This is a genomic window from Bacteroides sp. 51 (assembly GCF_010500965.1).
GTDB lineage: Bacteria > Bacteroidota > Bacteroidia > Bacteroidales > Bacteroidaceae > Bacteroides.
This window is the reverse complement of the sequence record NZ_QVMI01000011.1, coordinates 54,761-70,978: the sequence shown is the minus strand read 5'-3', so window position 1 is coordinate 70,978 and position 16,218 is coordinate 54,761. Positions and strand designations below refer to the sequence as shown.

The following is a 16,218-nucleotide window of genomic DNA, read 5'->3' as shown; positions in this document are numbered from 1 at the left end:
ATTTCAATCGTAAATAGTAAATCGTCTAATTGTAAATCAAATCCATACTACTTTAGCCCGGCAAACCACTTCGCCGTCACCTTTTCTGATCTCTACGCTAAACTCTCCCCCGCCGATTTCTTCTTTGTAGAACTTGAGTTCATCGCCGTAATAGCTTTCAGCAATATAAGCTATCTCGAAGCGGCAGATACGCATAGCCTGATAATATTCAATCGGGAAAAGGTCCAGAATATGCTCAATATACCGAATGCTATTCACATGACCGTTAATGTCTATATCATTATATTTAGCAACCAACGTCTCGGATACTTCTTTGGTATCAACCTTGATTCGTGTAGGTTTCTCAATCGGACAATCTTCACCTTCGCAAATATAATTAACGATGCTTCCACCATGCATGCTCAGCAAATCGGCCGGTTTACGGGTGTTCATATTGATCATAGCCCAGATGGAGCGGGCATACCCAATCTTTATCCCATCTTTGTTGATAATGGAAAAGTTACGGTCGGTAAACAAGCGATATACATTTTCCACCCAAGTCTGGACGGTAAACTTTTCATATTGATTCGGCATATCGTCCATCTCAATAGCCAGACGGGAAAGTACCCAGGTATAATTTTCTTCGTTCAGGGTAGACATGCCAAACCCGCGGTCCGTGGCGTGGAAACCTGCACAATTCAGCAAGTGATTTCCCAACAGCCCCAAGGTCAGCTTTCCATTGAAATCCACATGAAAAGGCTCTGCAACAAAGTTGTATGTACCGATTTTATTGTCTTTCATTATACTTGTTCTTTTTTACTCAGAAGATATTTCTCTTCGCGCATTGTCAGGTATTCGTTTACACGTTCGAAACAGCTCGTAGTAATAGCTACACGGCCCGAACGCACAAACTGTAATACACATTTCTGCGCTTTCAATTCATTATACATGGAAGTAATCTCTTCGCTCATCCCATTCTTTTCAACAATAGAAAATACCGGATTTACCTCTACCACACGGGCATTATATCGACGGATAATCTTCGAAGCCATCGGACTATCCTGAAACTCAGGCGTAGAGAGTTTATAAAGGGCAATCTCGTGGAAATAAATCTCATCATCGGTAAAGAAATGGGCTTGAAGCACATCTATTTTCCGCTCAATCTGTTTTACTACCTTCTCAATAATATCTCTTGTGGCCCAGGTAGTAATGGTGTATTTATGTACTCCTTTGATAGAAGAAGCTGAGACATTCAGACTCTCAATATTAAGCTGGCGACGGGTAAAAACCGCAGTCACCTGATTCAACAAACCAGCTATATTTTCTGAATGAACGATTAATGTATATAAAGTCTTTTCCATTTACAATTTAATTATTTACGATTTACGATTGGAATTACTTTTCTATTTACGATTTAACTATTTACGATTTACGATTGGAATTACTCCTTCATTTACAATAATCAATTAACAATGATACTTCAATCGTAAATAGTAAATCACAAATGAGTTAGCACTCTAAAAGCATTTGGTTTACCGAACCTCCCGGAGGAGTCATTGGCAATACGTTTCCTTCTTCAATTACACATGCTTCCAGCATAAACGGACCATCCGTTTTCAACATATCCTGAATAGCTGCCTGAAGGTCTTCACGCTTTTCTACACGTATAGATGGTATGCCATAAGCCTCTGCAATCTTCATATAATCGGGGTTCTCCATCGGAGTAAATGAATAACGACCTCCGAAGAACATCGCTTGCCATTGGCGTACATTGCCCAGGAAATTATTGTTCAACAGAATAATTTTTACCGGCGCTTTCTGTTCCATAATGGTACCAAGTTCCTGAATGTTCATCTGTAATCCGCCATCACCCATAAAAGCGCAAACGGTACGTTCCGGGGCTCCAAATGTGGCACCGACCGCCGCAGGCAGACCAAATCCCATGGTACCCAGACCTCCGGAAGAAACAATGCTCCTATTCTTCGTGAACTTAAAATAACGGGCAGACATCATCTGGTTCTGACCCACATCGGTCACCAGGATAGCCTCATTGTTTGTAGCCTCACTTACCGCACGAATAACCTCTCCCATATTCAGAGGACCTTCTGTAGGATAAACTTCTTTCTGAATAACCTGTTCGTCTTCTTTCCGAGCGTATTCGGCAAAACTATCTATCCACTCCGTATGCTTATTTTCCTGTATAAGTGCAGTTAAGCTTGCCAGCGTTCTCTTGCAATCGCCCAACAAAGGAATATCAACTTTAACATTCTTGTTGATCTCGGAAGGGTCGATATCCATATGTATAATCGTAGCTTGCTTAGCGTATGTATCCAGTTTTCCGGTTACACGATCGTCAAAACGCATGCCTACGGCGATCAGTACATCACATTCGTTGGTCATTACATTAGGAGCAAGATTACCATGCATACCCAACATGCCTTTATTCAACGGATGATCAGTCGGGAAAGCCGAAAGACCTAACAATGTACAACCGCAAGGAAGATCTGCTTTTTCCACAAAACGGCAAAGTTCTTCTTGTGCATTTCCTAGTTCTACACCCTGCCCCACAAGCACCAGTGGTTTCTTGGCACTATTGATCAGTTTGGCAGCAGTTTCCAGCGCACCCTCGTCCGTAGTAGGATCGGGATCATAACTGCGGATGAAATCAAGTTTCATAGGTTCATAGTCAACCATTCCAACCTGGGCATTCTTAGCAAAATCCAATACAACAGGACCGGGTCTGCCACTCTTTGCAATATAAAATGCACGGGCTACGGCCCAGGCTACATCTTCTGCACGCTGAATCTGGTAACTCCATTTAGAAATAGGCTGAGTAATACCTACCAGGTCAACTTCCTGGAAAAAGTCGGTACCCAGGAAAGGAGTCGGCACCTGACCAGAAATAACAATGATAGGTGTACTGTCGATCATCGCATCGGCAATACCTGTTATGGTATTTGTTGCGCCTGGTCCGCTTGTCACCAAACAAACCCCAACCTCTCCCGAAACACGGGCAAAGCCTTCGGCAGCGTGCGCCGCACCTTGTTCATGGCGAACCAAAACGTGATTTATCTTGTCTAAATGGTCATACAGTACATCAAAGGTCGGCATAATGGTACCACCCGGATAACCAAATATATTCTTTACTCCATGGTGCTCTAATGATCGTATTAACGCTTCGGCACCGGAAATTAATTTACTATTTACCATTTACTATTTACAATTTAAGTTAGTCTATTCATTGTCTTTACTGATTTACAATGTATTAAATGGTAAATTGTAAATCAGTAAATTGTAAATCAAATAATACGTACTGCTCCTTTATCGGCCGAACTTACCATACTGGCATATGCTTTCAGGCTCTTAGGTACGTAACGTTGGCGAGTGACTGGTGTCATTGGACGTGCAGCCAGTTCTTCGTCACTCAGTTTCACGTTGATTGTCCGCTCGGGGATATTAATTTCAATGATATCTCCATCCTGGACTTTACCGATATTTCCACCGGCGGCGGCTTCGGGCGATACATGCCCGATACTTAATCCTGAAGTTCCCCCACTGAAGCGCCCGTCTGTAATCAATGCACATTCTTTTCCTAAATGGCGTGATTTTATATAAGAGGTAGGATATAACATTTCCTGCATGCCCGGTCCACCTTTAGGCCCTTCGTGGGTAATGACGACGACATCGCCACTGACGACTCGCCCTTTCAGAATACCCTCACAAGCAGCTTCCTGTGAATCAAAGACTTTAGCCGGACCAGTGAATTTCCAGATACTTTCGTCTACACCGGCTGTTTTAACCACGCAACCATCTTGTGCAATGTTTCCTTTTAACACAGCCAATCCGCCGTCTTTGGAGTAAGCATGTGCCATATCGCGGATGCAACCTTCTGCACGGTCAGCATCCAGTTCCTTATAATATGTATCTTGCGATCCCATTACCAGATTAAACTTACCTGCCGGAGCGCTTTTATACTTCTGAATCGCTTCGGGCAGAACATTCGGACTGGTTATAGCGTATTTATCCATCGCTTCTGCCAGCGTCATACCATCTACACGGCAAACGGATGTATCTACTAATCCACCCATAGCCAGTTCATTCAGGATTGAGATGATTCCGCCGGCACGGTTCACATCCTGAATATGATATTTTTGTGTATTAGGAGCAACCTTACAAAGACAAGGGCTTTTGCGGGATAGTCTGTCAATATCATCCATCGTGAAATCGACCTCGGCTTCCTGGGCAACAGCCAACAGGTGCAATACCGTATTGGTTGAGCCACCCATAGCAATGTCCAACGTCATAGCATTCAGGAATGCCGGACGAGTGGCAATACTTCTTGGAAGTACCGACTCATCGCCGTCTCTGTAATATTTATATGCGTTTTCTACGATCATCTTCGCGGCATCCTTAAACAATTGGATACGATTAGCGTGCGTAGCAACAATCGTACCGTTTCCGGGAAGAGCCAAACCGATGGCTTCATTCAGACAGTTCATTGAATTGGCAGTAAACATACCCGAACAGCTACCACATGACGGACAAGCACTGGCTTCTATCCGGGCAACCTGCTCATCGCTTACATTATCATCGGCCGATTGAATCATGGCATCAATCAAATCCAGGTGCTGCCCATCCAATTCGCCCGCTTCCATTGGACCACCGGAAACAAACACCGCCGGAATATTCAGGCGCATAGCAGCCATCAGCATACCCGGAGTAATTTTATCACAATTGCTGATACAAATCATCGCATCTGCCTTGTGAGCATTTACCATGTATTCTACGCTATCGGCAATAATATCTCTTGAGGGTAATGAATATAGCATTCCGTCATGACCCATAGCGATACCATCGTCAATGGCAATCGTATTAAATTCTGCTGCAAAACAACCCAACTTTTCAATTTCAGCTTTCACGAGTTGCCCGATCTCATGCAAATGCACATGCCCCGGCACAAACTGGGTAAAAGAATTCACAATAGCAATGATGGGTTTGCCCATCTGCTCTTTAGTCATCCCATTGGCCCCCCATAATGCACGGGCTCCGGCCATCCGACGACCTTGGGTACTGAACGAACTACGTAGCTGTTTCTTCATCTTTCTCTGATTTCTTTTAATCAAAAAGCCTCTCTCACACAAGTGAGAAAGGCCCTATAATATATCTTTATACTTACGATAATACACACATAACCTTCCTCACGCTCCCAGTGTGACCACCACGAGGCTGACAATAATTAGAGATAGGCTGATTGATGTGCTGTTAATCATAACGCAATATTCCGTTGTTAAATACGATTGCAAAGGTAAGGGCTTTTTTATAAACTCCAAACAAATTGAATAAAAAAATCATGTAAAAACGAATATTCGTAAGAAAACAAACGAATAAACTCGTTTTTTATCACATGAAGTTTTAAAACACTGATCCACGCAGGTTATTTTTTATATCATTACCTCAATCTGCGTTAATCCGCGTTAATCAGTGTTTCAATATGGCATAAACTAAACTACAGTATATATCTATATCTGAAAATTATTCGTATCTTTGTAAGATTAATTTTCGCGATATTAATAATTTTATAATTATAGAATGGAATCAAACAAGTACATTACCGTAGCGTACAAATTGTACACTATCGAAGACGGAGAGAGAGAGATGGTAGAAGAAGCAAAAGCAGATCACCCATTCCAATTCATATCAGGATTGGGAACAACGCTTGAAGCTTTCGAAAATCAAATAGTAAACCTGAAACAAGGAGATAAATTCGATTTCACTATCCCATCAACAGAGGCTTATGGCGACTTTGAAGAGGATCATGTGATCGAACTACCTAAGAATATATTTGAAATCAATGGCAAATTCGATGCTGAGATGATCAAAGAAGGAAATATGGTTCCTTTGATGGATTCTGAAGGCAGACGCCTGAACGGAACCGTAATGGAAGTGAAAGAAGATGCCGTTATCATGGATATGAACCATCCATTAGCCGGCGCCGACCTGAACTTCATCGGTGAAGTGGTAGAAAACCGCGAAGCAACCAACGAAGAAGTTCAAGGCATGATCAACATGATGACAGGCGGCGGTGGCTGCAACTGCGGATGCGATGACTGCGGAGACGGTGGTTGTGGCGATCACGATCACGACCACGAAGGTTGTGGCGGACACTGCCACGGGTAAGGCCGGCAAGGTGCCGGTTCCAGGTTTCCATGCGGACTATAAATAAAAGAAAGGTTATTCCCAAACACAGGAATAACCTTTTCTTTTGAACAAAGTTTTGCAGTTATTTACTACATGTTAATCTTAGCGCGTAATTCATTCTCCACTTTTAGCAGTTCCTGCTCAGCTTCTCCACGTCTGCGGCGACCATCATTCTGAATAGCAAGTACTTCATCGATTGTAGCAAACAGGTCAGAATTGATTTTGTGCAATGTATCCATATCTACAATACTACGCTCATTTTCCTTAGCCAACTGTACAGAGGAAGAACGGAGCATATCACTATTCTTACGCAACATCTCATTTGTTGCATCGTTCACCGCTTTCTGAGCATCCAACGCCTGTTGAGAATGTATGAGTCCTAAAGCCAACACCATCTGATTACGCCAAAGTGGTAAAGTATTCACAATACTGGATTGGATTTTATCCATCAAAACAGCACTATTGTTCTGTATCATGCGGATCTGGGGAGCCATTTGCAAGGAAATCATCCGACTGATTTTCAAGTCGTGCACTTTCTTTTCAAAGTAATGAAGTTGCTGTTGTTCTTCATTGGAGAGTTCTGCTTTCCTCAATTCTTCAATCTTCTCTTCACCGGCATAGATATATAATGAGAGCTCTCTGAAATGCTGTTCGTTTTGCTCGTACAATTTATCAAAGAGATGAATATCTTTCAGTAACGTTTGATAATGCTTTTCCATTTGACGCTCCACCTGGATAACATTAGTTTCCGCCTTGGTATATTGATTCATCAAGTACATCAGCTTCTTCTTTAAACTCATAAATATGGAGAAGATACCACCCTTATTCATGGATTTATCGAACGATTTCAAATCGGCAAGCAAACCGGAAAGCAACTCACCCACTCCACCCATATCTTTATTACGCACCTGCGACAGTACGGTTTCCGAGAAGGTAACCATTCTATTCTGAGAGGTGGCTCCGTACTGGATCATCTGGCTTTTATTGCTGATATCTATCCGTGATTTATACTCAGCCACTTTCTTCTCTTCTTCAGAAGTCAGTTCCAGCCTCTTATCGGGATCGATAGAAATTAGATTATTTTCCATATCATTATTCGTTTATTAATCCTCTATTCTTTAAGTTTTGTTTATAGGCCATTGCTTCGGCATCAATTTCCAACATATCGGCTTGGAACATGCTTACCAATTCATTCTCAAAAGCCTGATGTGTCACTTTCAGTGCTTCTACAATACGTTCGCGCGATGCATCAACCTCAACAGATATCACCTCAGACACTTCGATCGCCTTTAATTGCTGCACCAATTTGATAACCGTATCCGTATGTCGCATTGAGAAAGTCTCACCGGCCGTATGGTCTTTTTCCTGAATCATATAAGCAATACGGCTCATGCGGCTTAAATGGGATTTCATATCCGGATCAGCAATTTCTTTCTCCCAGTACTTCAACTCCGCAGCCAACGTTTTACGTTCAATTATATCAATCTGAGCTTCGAGCAAGTGTATTAAAGGTTTAATACGGCTGTTAGGAATAAAATCAATATTTAGATTCTCCGTATTTAGCAAAATGTGCAATGTACTATATTGTGGCCCGCTTTTATAGCTCATTTCATTAATCTGCCCATAGGGAAACGACTTCACATCCTTGCGTTTACTAATAAAGATCAATCGTTTTTCTGTGGCAATCAATGTTCCCGCCTCATTATTAAAAGAAGCGGAAACGGTTTTCAACAAGCTTTCATCATCTAAAAGGATATCTGCTAACTTCTCTAATATCTCATCCGGTAAGAGTATATTCTTTAATTGCTTCCCTATTCTTTTGATTTTCTTTTGCCTGATATCTTCCTCGGATTCAAGAACAGTCTCATGTTCATCTGTTCGTTCTTCAACTTTTATTCCAGCAAACAATTCCTGTTTATCCGCTTCCGGGTTCTGGCGCAGGATATTCAGTATATTAAGGAAGTCTCTGATCACTTCTCGTGGAGTCAGAAATTCCGTAGCACCCGGTTTATTATATATTTCCTCCATAAATACTTGAATATCTTTATCGGAGAAATCAAGTTCGCAGTTATAGTTGAAATTAAAAATTGCCCGTAAGTTATAAAGCAATACAAATATTTCATCGTGACTCAAAGGCATAAGGCGGATAACAGGCTGCGAATAATCACGTAGTTTCTGGGTTTCGAATTTATTTATTTTCAAACGAGTCTTTAATGCATCATAGCTGTAGAATCCTTTTTTATCGTCCTCTAATGTCTCGTTAGTACCTGCTACATTAAAGAAAAGATGTTCTACTTTACCCTGAAAACAGTCATTATACATGCTCAGTAACTTCTCAAAATTCCGCTGCCGCATACCCGGATTAGCGATCTTAAACAGATTGACGGCTTCATCCAGATTGATAACAAAGCCGCTATATCCAATGCTAACAAATAACCGGCAGAAGTTTTTCAACATATCATAGTAATTCCGATCATTCACAATATCACTGACACCCAAATCCCGACGAGCCTCAATCTTTGTGGTATATTCACCTTTCAACCAGCGCAAAGCATTCTTACGCAATGAGTCATCATTTTTAATAAAGCCTTCGTAATATTTTATAATGGCCAATCCAAAATCAAACCCACCGGTTTCTGTTATTGTATTGACAGTCTTTATTATTTCATTCTGAATTAACCCGAAATATTGCTCACTACGTATATCTACTAAAGATATTCCATGAGTGCCGGCAGCAGTAACGATTACTTGTTCAATCCATTTCTCCAAAAGAATATGCAAAGCCCCACCCTCGGGTCTTGTTTGTATAGCTACATTATTCATCAAGTCAGTATAGAGTGCCTGCCCTTTCCCATCATTGGAATATAAACGAATATGAGGAGTGAAGTCGGCACTTGCCACTACAAACTTTTGCTTTAAAGCAACCGTGGTAAGTAAATGAAGCATGAATGACTTTCCCGAACCATAGTTGCCAATCCAGAACTTCATCATACTATGGCCGTTCTTTGTCTCTTCCAAGGCACTAAGAACCATTTCTACTTCGTTGGATCGCCCAACCGTAATATGCTGAACACCGATTTTCGGAACAACTCCGCTTGTCAATGAATTAATAATTGCTGTAGCTTCTTTTGGTTTTACTTTAATCTTCATGCTCTTTTATTTGCTGGCAATAGACCTCATTTAATATATAGTATTCTTCGTCTTCTTCAATCAACACATCATCCAGCTCTTCAAAGTGTTCATCATTAATTCCCTCCACAAACTGGCTGGTAAAAAGTCCGTGGGAACGTGCAAATATATCAACTTCTTCTTTATTTATCCTATAAGAGTTATCAATAAATAACTGAAACAAAACATCTTTAGGATTTTCCTGCGATCTCATCCTAGAGTTTTCTTCTATATTCTTCTGGGGTATTCTATCTGTTTCGGGCACTTCTTCTTCGTCGGCCAACCACTCACTCAACACACCCGCGACCTTAGATTGTTTCTCGGCTGCTGTCTTAATCGCCTCTATATTTAATGAGATCTTCTTTCGTTGAGATATTTGTAGCTGATCAAATTGATCCAAGACTTTTGATATATCCTTAAACCGCAATAAATCGGTACAGATAGCGTCAAATCGTTCCTTTTCTCCCTGTCTGCGAAACAGCTTCTTACTATTTTTGGCCGATATCTTACGATATTTTATTTCAGTAGAAACATTAAGATAGTGCAGATAAAACCTTAATGAATATTCGCGATCCGTTTCTACCAGAAACTGATAGGAGTCAAGATAAAGTTTTCTCTTTGTCATAACGCTACTGTTGCGATCGGCCAACCAACAGACTTCATCATAATATGACTGTACGTTTTCCGGTTTAAAGGCTTCTCGCAGGCGAGAATAATAGATTTCCCAAGCATCCGTACATGCATTATAAAGACTCTCATCGACCCAAGAAACAGAAGCTATTAATTTGTGCGATTCTGTAGATATAGCCTGACACAGTTCCGGATTATTTAATAGCTGTATATAATTCCCATAGAATTCATCCTGCCCCAGACTATCATAATTCAGTTTCTGAAATATAGCAATTTTGCATAACTGAAGGATAGCATCTTTACTACGATCATCTTCTCGGTGATATTTCCTTTGTATTGTGAAATAGAGTATAAGCGTTCGCTGCTTACAAAAGCGGTTCGATACATACGGAAGCAATTTTTCCATTTTTTGTATCTCATGATATTCCTTCAAACTAACTTTAAAATCACTTCCGGGAAAAGGGGCATAATCGTTTAATTTCCTCCTGTGACCAGAGGTGAAAGTTTGATATACAGCAGCAATTAAAATCACCACAGGAATTGAAGTGAAGGCAAGAACAACCAATATAATAATCCATTCAAAAATCATTCAGACCAACCTCTATTTGCTCGTCATAATGTCCAACACCATCTTATCTGTCTCATTCATGGCTTGTGAACCTATTCTGGTCAGGTTTCGGATGCTTTGGTCTACATCTTCATCAATGATTCCTTCCACTGAAGTTACACATTTATTCTCCATAGCCATCATAGCGGAGAGTACAGCCATGGATACTCCACTGGCCACTTTCAATGCACAGCTTGGTTTAGCACCATCGCATATCATACCAGTAAGATTGGCTATCATATTCTGAACAGCAAAAGATACCCGGCAGAAGTCGCCCCCCATAAGCCAGGTGATACCACAACTTGAACCAGTGGCAGCAACAACACATCCACATAAAGCGGAAAGACGACCCAAACTCTGTTTTATATAAATCACCGTAAGATGACTGAGCATCAGTGCACGTATCAGTTCCTCTTCCGATTTTCCATTTTCTTCTGCATAAATAAGCACTGGCAATGTCGCTGAAATACCCTGATTACCACTACCCGAATTACTCATAACAGGTATCATAGCACCTGCCATCCGGGCATCACAAGCCCCTGATGTATAGGAAAGAATATGTAAAAACACGGTATCCCCTAGTATTTTGCACTCCTGACTACCACGGAGCATTCTACCCAGTGAATGTCCATAGTTACCTTCAAAAGAACTCTCTGCTGCCGCTTTATTCAATCGGGCCGTTTCAAGAATAAAACGAATCTCATCTAAAGGAGCAGTTAACGCAAAATCATAAACCTTACGCAATGTCAGTTCAGGGGCATCTGTATCTTCTTCTTGTTCAGCCGTATGCTGTTTATCCAACAAAATTTCTGTATTACGAGCGATATAGATAAATGAAGTATGCCCACCGGCAATAATAGCTACAGCTTGTGAATTATCTGCTTCACATCGTACTTCCACGTAAAGTTTTTCGTCAATCCCTTCTTTTAGCGAGATATTCACCCGTTTCTCATCAATAAATGATTTGGCTTTCTCTACCACATCAGGGGTACAATCTTTAAGCACCTCCAACTGATAATCTGATTTTCCGATCAAAGCCCCAAGTGCAACGGCAATAGGCAACCCAATCATACGCGTTCCCGGTATTCCTACGCCCATTGCATTTTTCAATACATTAGCGCTGAGATATACATCGACCTTTTCAGGCTTTACCCCCAATGTTTCAGTAGCTTTCGCAACACATAAGGCAACAGCAATAGGTTCAGTACAACCAATAGCCGGCATAACTTCTCTATGAATCAAAGCTATTATTTGTTTTCTTTCCAAATCAGTCATTATATCCGGTTCTTATTCTTATCTACAAACTTACACAAAAATAACGATTTATAAGTGCGTCTAATAAAAATAACAATGAACACAGAGACACAAAGGCACAGAGTTTTAATTTCCCTCTGTGCCTTTGTGTCTCTGTGTTCAAATTCCTTTTTAACTATTCTGCGTATTCTTTAAAAGAATAAGTAGCGGTTATCTTTTACGTTTCCTTTCAGATAAAGGTCATTCATGTAGCGGCTCAACATACGCTGGTGCATACTCTGTAGATTACCTTCTTCTGCTTTAGCATCGAATGTTTCGTTTTGGTTTTCCTTAGCATACACTTGCATAACCATTACGCCAGAATTACCCTTAATCGGTTGGCTTAACTGATTCATTGGAGCTACAGAAGCATATGCACCTACCAAAGGTTCGCTACTACGCAATGCTGAAACATAAGCAGGAGCAGCAAATGTAACGTGTTTCACAGAATCACTTACAGCATCAGCCATAGATTTATACTGGTCGAAAGATGTAGCGTTCAAAGCCTTCATATCTCCTATGATCTTTTCAGCTTTTTTATCTTTAACAACTTCAGCTCTTAACTGAGTAAGTACTGATTGCATAGAGCGGTAACCTTCTTTGGTAATACCTTCCAAAGCAACAACCAATAATCTGTCATTATCACCACATTCGTACAACTCAGAAACTTCACCTGGTTTAGCTCCGAAAGCCCATCTTAAAGCTTCTTTCGTTCCTTTGATACTACCAACGCCATGATCAGAACTATAAAGATCACTTCTTTCAAGTAGTCTGTATCCGGCATCTTCTGCATTTTCCACAACTTTATCTAAGGTTGGATTAGCAGCAATAAACTGGCTGAAATCATTATAAGCTTTGTTGTATGTTTCCTTGCTGAAATCAACAGGTCTTTTTATAACAGCCACTTTATATTTATCCTTCATGACTTTCTTGTTCATAACCTGTATGATTATATTGCCTACACCAACCGGAGTGTTTGAAATTTCATTCACATTCAGGTTAGTAATTGCAGTAATATATTTCAGATTATCGCCGTCAAGTGGAGCATTTTCATAATTTGCTGAAGTAATCCAGTTAGCTTCACCATTTTGATTATATTTCTTAGCCAATTCTGCGAAGTTTGCTCCACCTTTGATAGCTGTATAAATACTATCGGCAAGTATTCTTGTTTTAGCTTCATCTTCACCAAATACCTGAATCTGGCGATATTCAATAGAGTCGGCAGCTACGGTTTTAGCAATCTTCTTGAAAGAGTTAAGTGTATTATCCGAAGCGTTGAAGTAAGGACCATAAACTTCACCTATAGCGGCAGAGTCCAAACGGGCGATAACATCAGCAGGATAAGCTTCTTTAGAATAATACAGGTCAACATAAGGATATTCAGATCCGGTAGAACGGATGAATGAAGTATAATCTGCATTCATGCCTGTAAGTTGTTCCGAGAATTCTACTAATTCTTTTTGAAGAGCAGCTCTATCTTCTGCACTAGCTACAACCTGAACATCAATGTATTTGATATCGCGAGTTTCAACATACTGCCTGAATTGCTCTTTTTTCTTATCATACAAACTCTTCACTTCCGACTCCTTTACTTTAATAGTGGAGTCAGGGATAGAAGAATAAGGAACAGCAGCAAGTAACAGGTCAAACTGATTTACTCTACCATCAAAAGCAGCCTGAGCTTCGATTGGATTTGAGCCCATAGCTTTAGTGATCAAAGCCATATACTTTTCAGCCAAACGGTTTTGTACAATGCTCTTCTCAACAAAAGTCCAGAAGTTGTACAACGAGCGGTAATATTCCATATATTCGGAAGTACCTGTTTGAGGATTCATTTTTGAATAGTCAACAAGGAATTTCTTCAGCATATCCTTATCGAATGCACCTGTTTGAGGGTTACGGAACGGTGTAGATTGCAACATGGGGTGAATTCCCGCATCAATGATAGCCTGAATTTCTGCTTTAGATACAGTCAAACCAATCTTTTTTGCTTCGGTTTCAATCAGGTTATTGTTTACATAATTACGCCATACCTCGTCTTTAATCTGATTGGTTTGCTCGTCAGTTAAAGCAGTCAGGTTATTGGAAAACTTAATCGCTTCAGTATATTCTTCTACCATAGTTTGGTATTCTTGTGCTGAAAGTGATTTACCGTTTACCTCGCCCACATCTTGTGTTTGATGCGGCTGCATAACTTTCCAAGCGTCGCCAGCAATAAATGCAAATAGCGCCAGACCAATAACAATAATCAATAGAGGTCCTTTGGATCTAATGTTCTGTAAAGTTGCCATTTTAGTTCGTACAATTTATTTTTATTATTATTTTTTTCTAATCTAGTCAATTAAGCGCACGAAGATACAAAAAATGCTAATATTCACCCACATATATCCTAAAAAAATACAGGATTAGCAAAACTTGGCTGCCTGCCTCGGGCTTATTCCAGGATTTTCAACCGGACGAGTTCTATTTTCGTTGAAGTTACTTTTATTATTTTAAACTGATACTTATCTATAACTATCAATTCATGCATTTTGGGGAAACTTTGATATTGATTGAGGATCAAGCCTCCAACCGTCATATAATCATCCGATTCCGGTAATTCCAAACCGAAAGTCTCATTCACTTTTTCTATTTCCAAGCGCCCGGAAAGTACATATTCGTCTTCTGTTAACTGCTTGCATATATAAGAAGTATTATCATGTTCATCTTCAATATCGCCAAAGATCTCTTCTACCAGGTCCTCTAGTGTAACAATCCCCGACATACCACCAAATTCATCAACAACTACAGCAATCGTCTTTTTTTGCTGCATAAAAAGCTTCATCAGTTTATGCGCCGCCATCGTTTCGGGAACAATCGGGATTTCTTTGACATTCTCTGTCCAGTCTTTGGGGTTACGGAACATTTCAGAAGAATGTATATATCCAACTACATTATCTATATTTCCATAATATACGATAACCTTCGACAATCCAGATTCTACAAATTTATTCTTTAGTTCATCAAGAGATGTGGTCAGATCGGCAGCCACAACTTCGGTTCGGGGCACAATACAATCTCTGATCTTTATTGTAGAAAAGTCGAGGGCATTCTGAAAGATTTTCACTTCCGAGTCTAATTCCTCCTGGCTTTCTGCATTATCTATTCCTGTTTGGATAAAATAGTCGAGATCGACCCGGCCAAAAGCCTTTTCTGATGCTTCTTTATTTACTTTTACACCAAACAAGCGTAGAAAAAGTGTTGATATGCTGGATGCTAAAAATGAAATCGGCAACAAAACGATATAACAGATAAACAGGGGAATGGAAAAAACCTTAAGCATCAGGTTCGGATTAATCTTAAAGAGTGTCTTAGGGAGGAATTCACCTGTTACAAGTATAATAAGTGTAGATATAATGGTTTGAACGAGAACCATCAGAAACTCGTTATGAATGATGTTCTTCAGCAGATTCTCTTCGATCAACTGAGCCATCAAGATACCATAAATGACTAAAGCAATATTATTGCCCACCAGCATGGTGGAAATAAAGTTATTGGAATGGCGAAAGAAATAAGAGATAACAGGATAAGAAATGCTATTCTTCTTATTCATCTCGAAACGCAATTTATCAACCGAAATAAAAGCAATTTCCATTCCGGAGAAAAAGGCGGAAAAAAGTATGGTTATGAGCAGATAGACAATAGTCATCGTTTAATTGAATCTGTTGAAATGGTATCTGCTGGTGCTACCGGTGGATTTACAGCGCCGGCATCTTCATCGACGTAAAAGATACCTTCCATATTATGAATCTTGTAGTCCGTCATTTGTTGATTGGATTCAAAGCCTTGTCCGATAATAGTCCGGTCTATTTGTTCTATCCGGATACGTTTATCGGAATATACTTTACCGGAATTCTGATCCCAATACAGCAATTCGGTATCAAATCTTTCTCCTTTAAGGTTTTGTATCTCAACATTTCCAATCAGCTTCCAGAGCTTATCTTTATCATAGAAATAAGCCGTATCTGATTTTATACTGGCTTCTACCTGAAAGATTGAATCGAATTTCTCGAGGTAAACCCCTTTTTCAAAAGCCCAATAGGATGGTTTCTTCCTGTCAAACATGAGCCATTCTTCAGTTTCTACCTTATAGCGGGTTATGCCTGAGTCGGATACAAATGTAGTAACTCCTAATGTACTCATCATCGGAAGAGAATCGCGTTCAGTGATTGCCTCACCTATGTTCTTTTTACCTCCGGTACAGGAAAGGAATAAAAGCAGCATAACAACCACCGGCAGGGTGGTTGTTATGCTGTTATTTGTATAGAATAAGCGTTTGTTACTTCGTCGTAACATATTCAAAA

Annotated in this window: 12 protein-coding genes; 1 reads left to right on the top strand and 11 read right to left on the bottom strand. The window is 40.2% G+C overall.

The features are described 5' to 3' along the window. Positions 1-36: 36 nt before the first annotated feature. The 4 genes from D0T87_RS10410 to ilvD form a co-directional block, all read right to left on the bottom strand. Positions 37-783: an acyl-ACP thioesterase domain-containing protein gene (locus D0T87_RS10410; RefSeq protein WP_163175157.1), complete on the bottom strand. Its 747-nt coding sequence runs from the start codon at positions 781-783 to the stop codon at positions 37-39. Then, the gene (gene ilvN, locus D0T87_RS10405; RefSeq protein WP_163175063.1) at positions 780-1,340 is read right to left on the bottom strand and encodes an acetolactate synthase small subunit; all 561 of its coding nucleotides are present in this window, start codon (positions 1,338-1,340) and stop codon (positions 780-782) included. Before ilvN ends, D0T87_RS10410 begins: the two co-directional genes overlap by 4 nt. 148 nt (positions 1,341-1,488) lie before the next feature. Beyond that, complete coding sequence (ilvB, locus tag D0T87_RS10400) at positions 1,489-3,189, bottom strand: biosynthetic-type acetolactate synthase large subunit (protein WP_163175062.1); 1,701 nt, start codon at positions 3,187-3,189, stop codon at positions 1,489-1,491. Positions 3,190-3,278: 89 nt separating this feature from the next. Beyond that, on the bottom strand, positions 3,279-5,078 hold the full coding sequence (gene ilvD / locus D0T87_RS10395; RefSeq protein WP_163175061.1) for a dihydroxy-acid dehydratase: 1,800 nt from the start codon (positions 5,076-5,078) through the stop codon (positions 3,279-3,281). Positions 5,079-5,568: 490 nt separating this feature from the next. Between ilvD and D0T87_RS10390 the strand changes: the two genes are divergently transcribed. Beyond that, positions 5,569-6,156 (top strand): peptidylprolyl isomerase, encoded by a 588-nt coding sequence (locus tag D0T87_RS10390; RefSeq protein ID WP_163175060.1) that lies wholly within the window; start codon positions 5,569-5,571, stop codon positions 6,154-6,156. Between the two features lie 110 nt (positions 6,157-6,266). Here D0T87_RS10390 and D0T87_RS10385 read toward each other — a convergent pair whose 3' ends face one another. The 7 genes from D0T87_RS10385 to lptC form a co-directional block, all read right to left on the bottom strand. Further along, positions 6,267-7,265: a toxic anion resistance protein gene (locus D0T87_RS10385; RefSeq protein WP_163175059.1), complete on the bottom strand. Its 999-nt coding sequence runs from the start codon at positions 7,263-7,265 to the stop codon at positions 6,267-6,269. Positions 7,266-7,269: 4 nt separating this feature from the next. After that, positions 7,270-9,327 (bottom strand): BREX system ATP-binding domain-containing protein, encoded by a 2,058-nt coding sequence (locus D0T87_RS10380; RefSeq protein ID WP_163175058.1) that lies wholly within the window; start codon positions 9,325-9,327, stop codon positions 7,270-7,272. Continuing rightward, positions 9,317-10,381 carry a tellurite resistance TerB C-terminal domain-containing protein gene (locus tag D0T87_RS10375; RefSeq protein WP_163175057.1) on the bottom strand — a complete coding sequence of 355 codons (1,065 nt, stop codon included), beginning with the start codon at positions 10,379-10,381 and terminating at the stop codon, positions 9,317-9,319. Before D0T87_RS10375 ends, D0T87_RS10380 begins: the two co-directional genes overlap by 11 nt. Positions 10,382-10,576: 195 nt before the next feature. Beyond that, positions 10,577-11,857, bottom strand: a complete 1,281-nt coding sequence (locus D0T87_RS10370; RefSeq protein WP_163175056.1) for a serine dehydratase subunit alpha family protein — start codon at positions 11,855-11,857, stop codon at positions 10,577-10,579. A gap of 170 nt (positions 11,858-12,027) precedes the next feature. Further along, positions 12,028-14,166, bottom strand: coding sequence for a peptidylprolyl isomerase (locus D0T87_RS10365; protein ID WP_163175055.1), 2,139 nt, complete (start codon positions 14,164-14,166; stop codon positions 12,028-12,030). 143 nt (positions 14,167-14,309) lie between these two features. Then, complete coding sequence (locus D0T87_RS10360) at positions 14,310-15,563, bottom strand: hemolysin family protein (protein WP_163175054.1); 1,254 nt, start codon at positions 15,561-15,563, stop codon at positions 14,310-14,312. Continuing rightward, positions 15,560-16,210: an LPS export ABC transporter periplasmic protein LptC gene (gene lptC / locus D0T87_RS10355; protein ID WP_163175053.1), complete on the bottom strand. Its 651-nt coding sequence runs from the start codon at positions 16,208-16,210 to the stop codon at positions 15,560-15,562. The genes D0T87_RS10360 and lptC overlap by 4 nt, the downstream gene beginning before the upstream one ends. Between the last annotated feature and the right edge of the window lie 8 nt (positions 16,211-16,218).

Excerpts from the sequence above, each read along its gene's own strand:
- ilvD (WP_163175061.1), bottom strand. The coding sequence starts at position 5,078 with ATGAAGAAACAGCTACGTAGTTCGTTCAGTACCCAAGGTCGTCGGATG.
- D0T87_RS10390 (WP_163175060.1), top strand. The coding sequence starts at position 5,569 with ATGGAATCAAACAAGTACATTACCGTAGCGTACAAATTGTACACTATC.
- D0T87_RS10370 (WP_163175056.1), bottom strand. The coding sequence starts at position 11,857 with ATGACTGATTTGGAAAGAAAACAAATAATAGCTTTGATTCATAGAGAA.
- ilvN (WP_163175063.1), bottom strand. The coding sequence starts at position 1,340 with ATGGAAAAGACTTTATATACATTAATCGTTCATTCAGAAAATATAGCT.
- ilvB (WP_163175062.1), bottom strand. The coding sequence starts at position 3,189 with ATGGTAAATAGTAAATTAATTTCCGGTGCCGAAGCGTTAATACGATCA.
- D0T87_RS10385 (WP_163175059.1), bottom strand. The coding sequence starts at position 7,265 with ATGGAAAATAATCTAATTTCTATCGATCCCGATAAGAGGCTGGAACTG.
- D0T87_RS10365 (WP_163175055.1), bottom strand. The coding sequence starts at position 14,166 with ATGGCAACTTTACAGAACATTAGATCCAAAGGACCTCTATTGATTATT.
- D0T87_RS10375 (WP_163175057.1), bottom strand. The coding sequence starts at position 10,381 with ATGGAAAAATTGCTTCCGTATGTATCGAACCGCTTTTGTAAGCAGCGA.
- lptC (WP_163175053.1), bottom strand. The coding sequence starts at position 16,210 with ATGTTACGACGAAGTAACAAACGCTTATTCTATACAAATAACAGCATA.
- D0T87_RS10380 (WP_163175058.1), bottom strand. The coding sequence starts at position 9,327 with ATGAAGATTAAAGTAAAACCAAAAGAAGCTACAGCAATTATTAATTCA.
- D0T87_RS10360 (WP_163175054.1), bottom strand. The coding sequence starts at position 15,563 with ATGACTATTGTCTATCTGCTCATAACCATACTTTTTTCCGCCTTTTTC.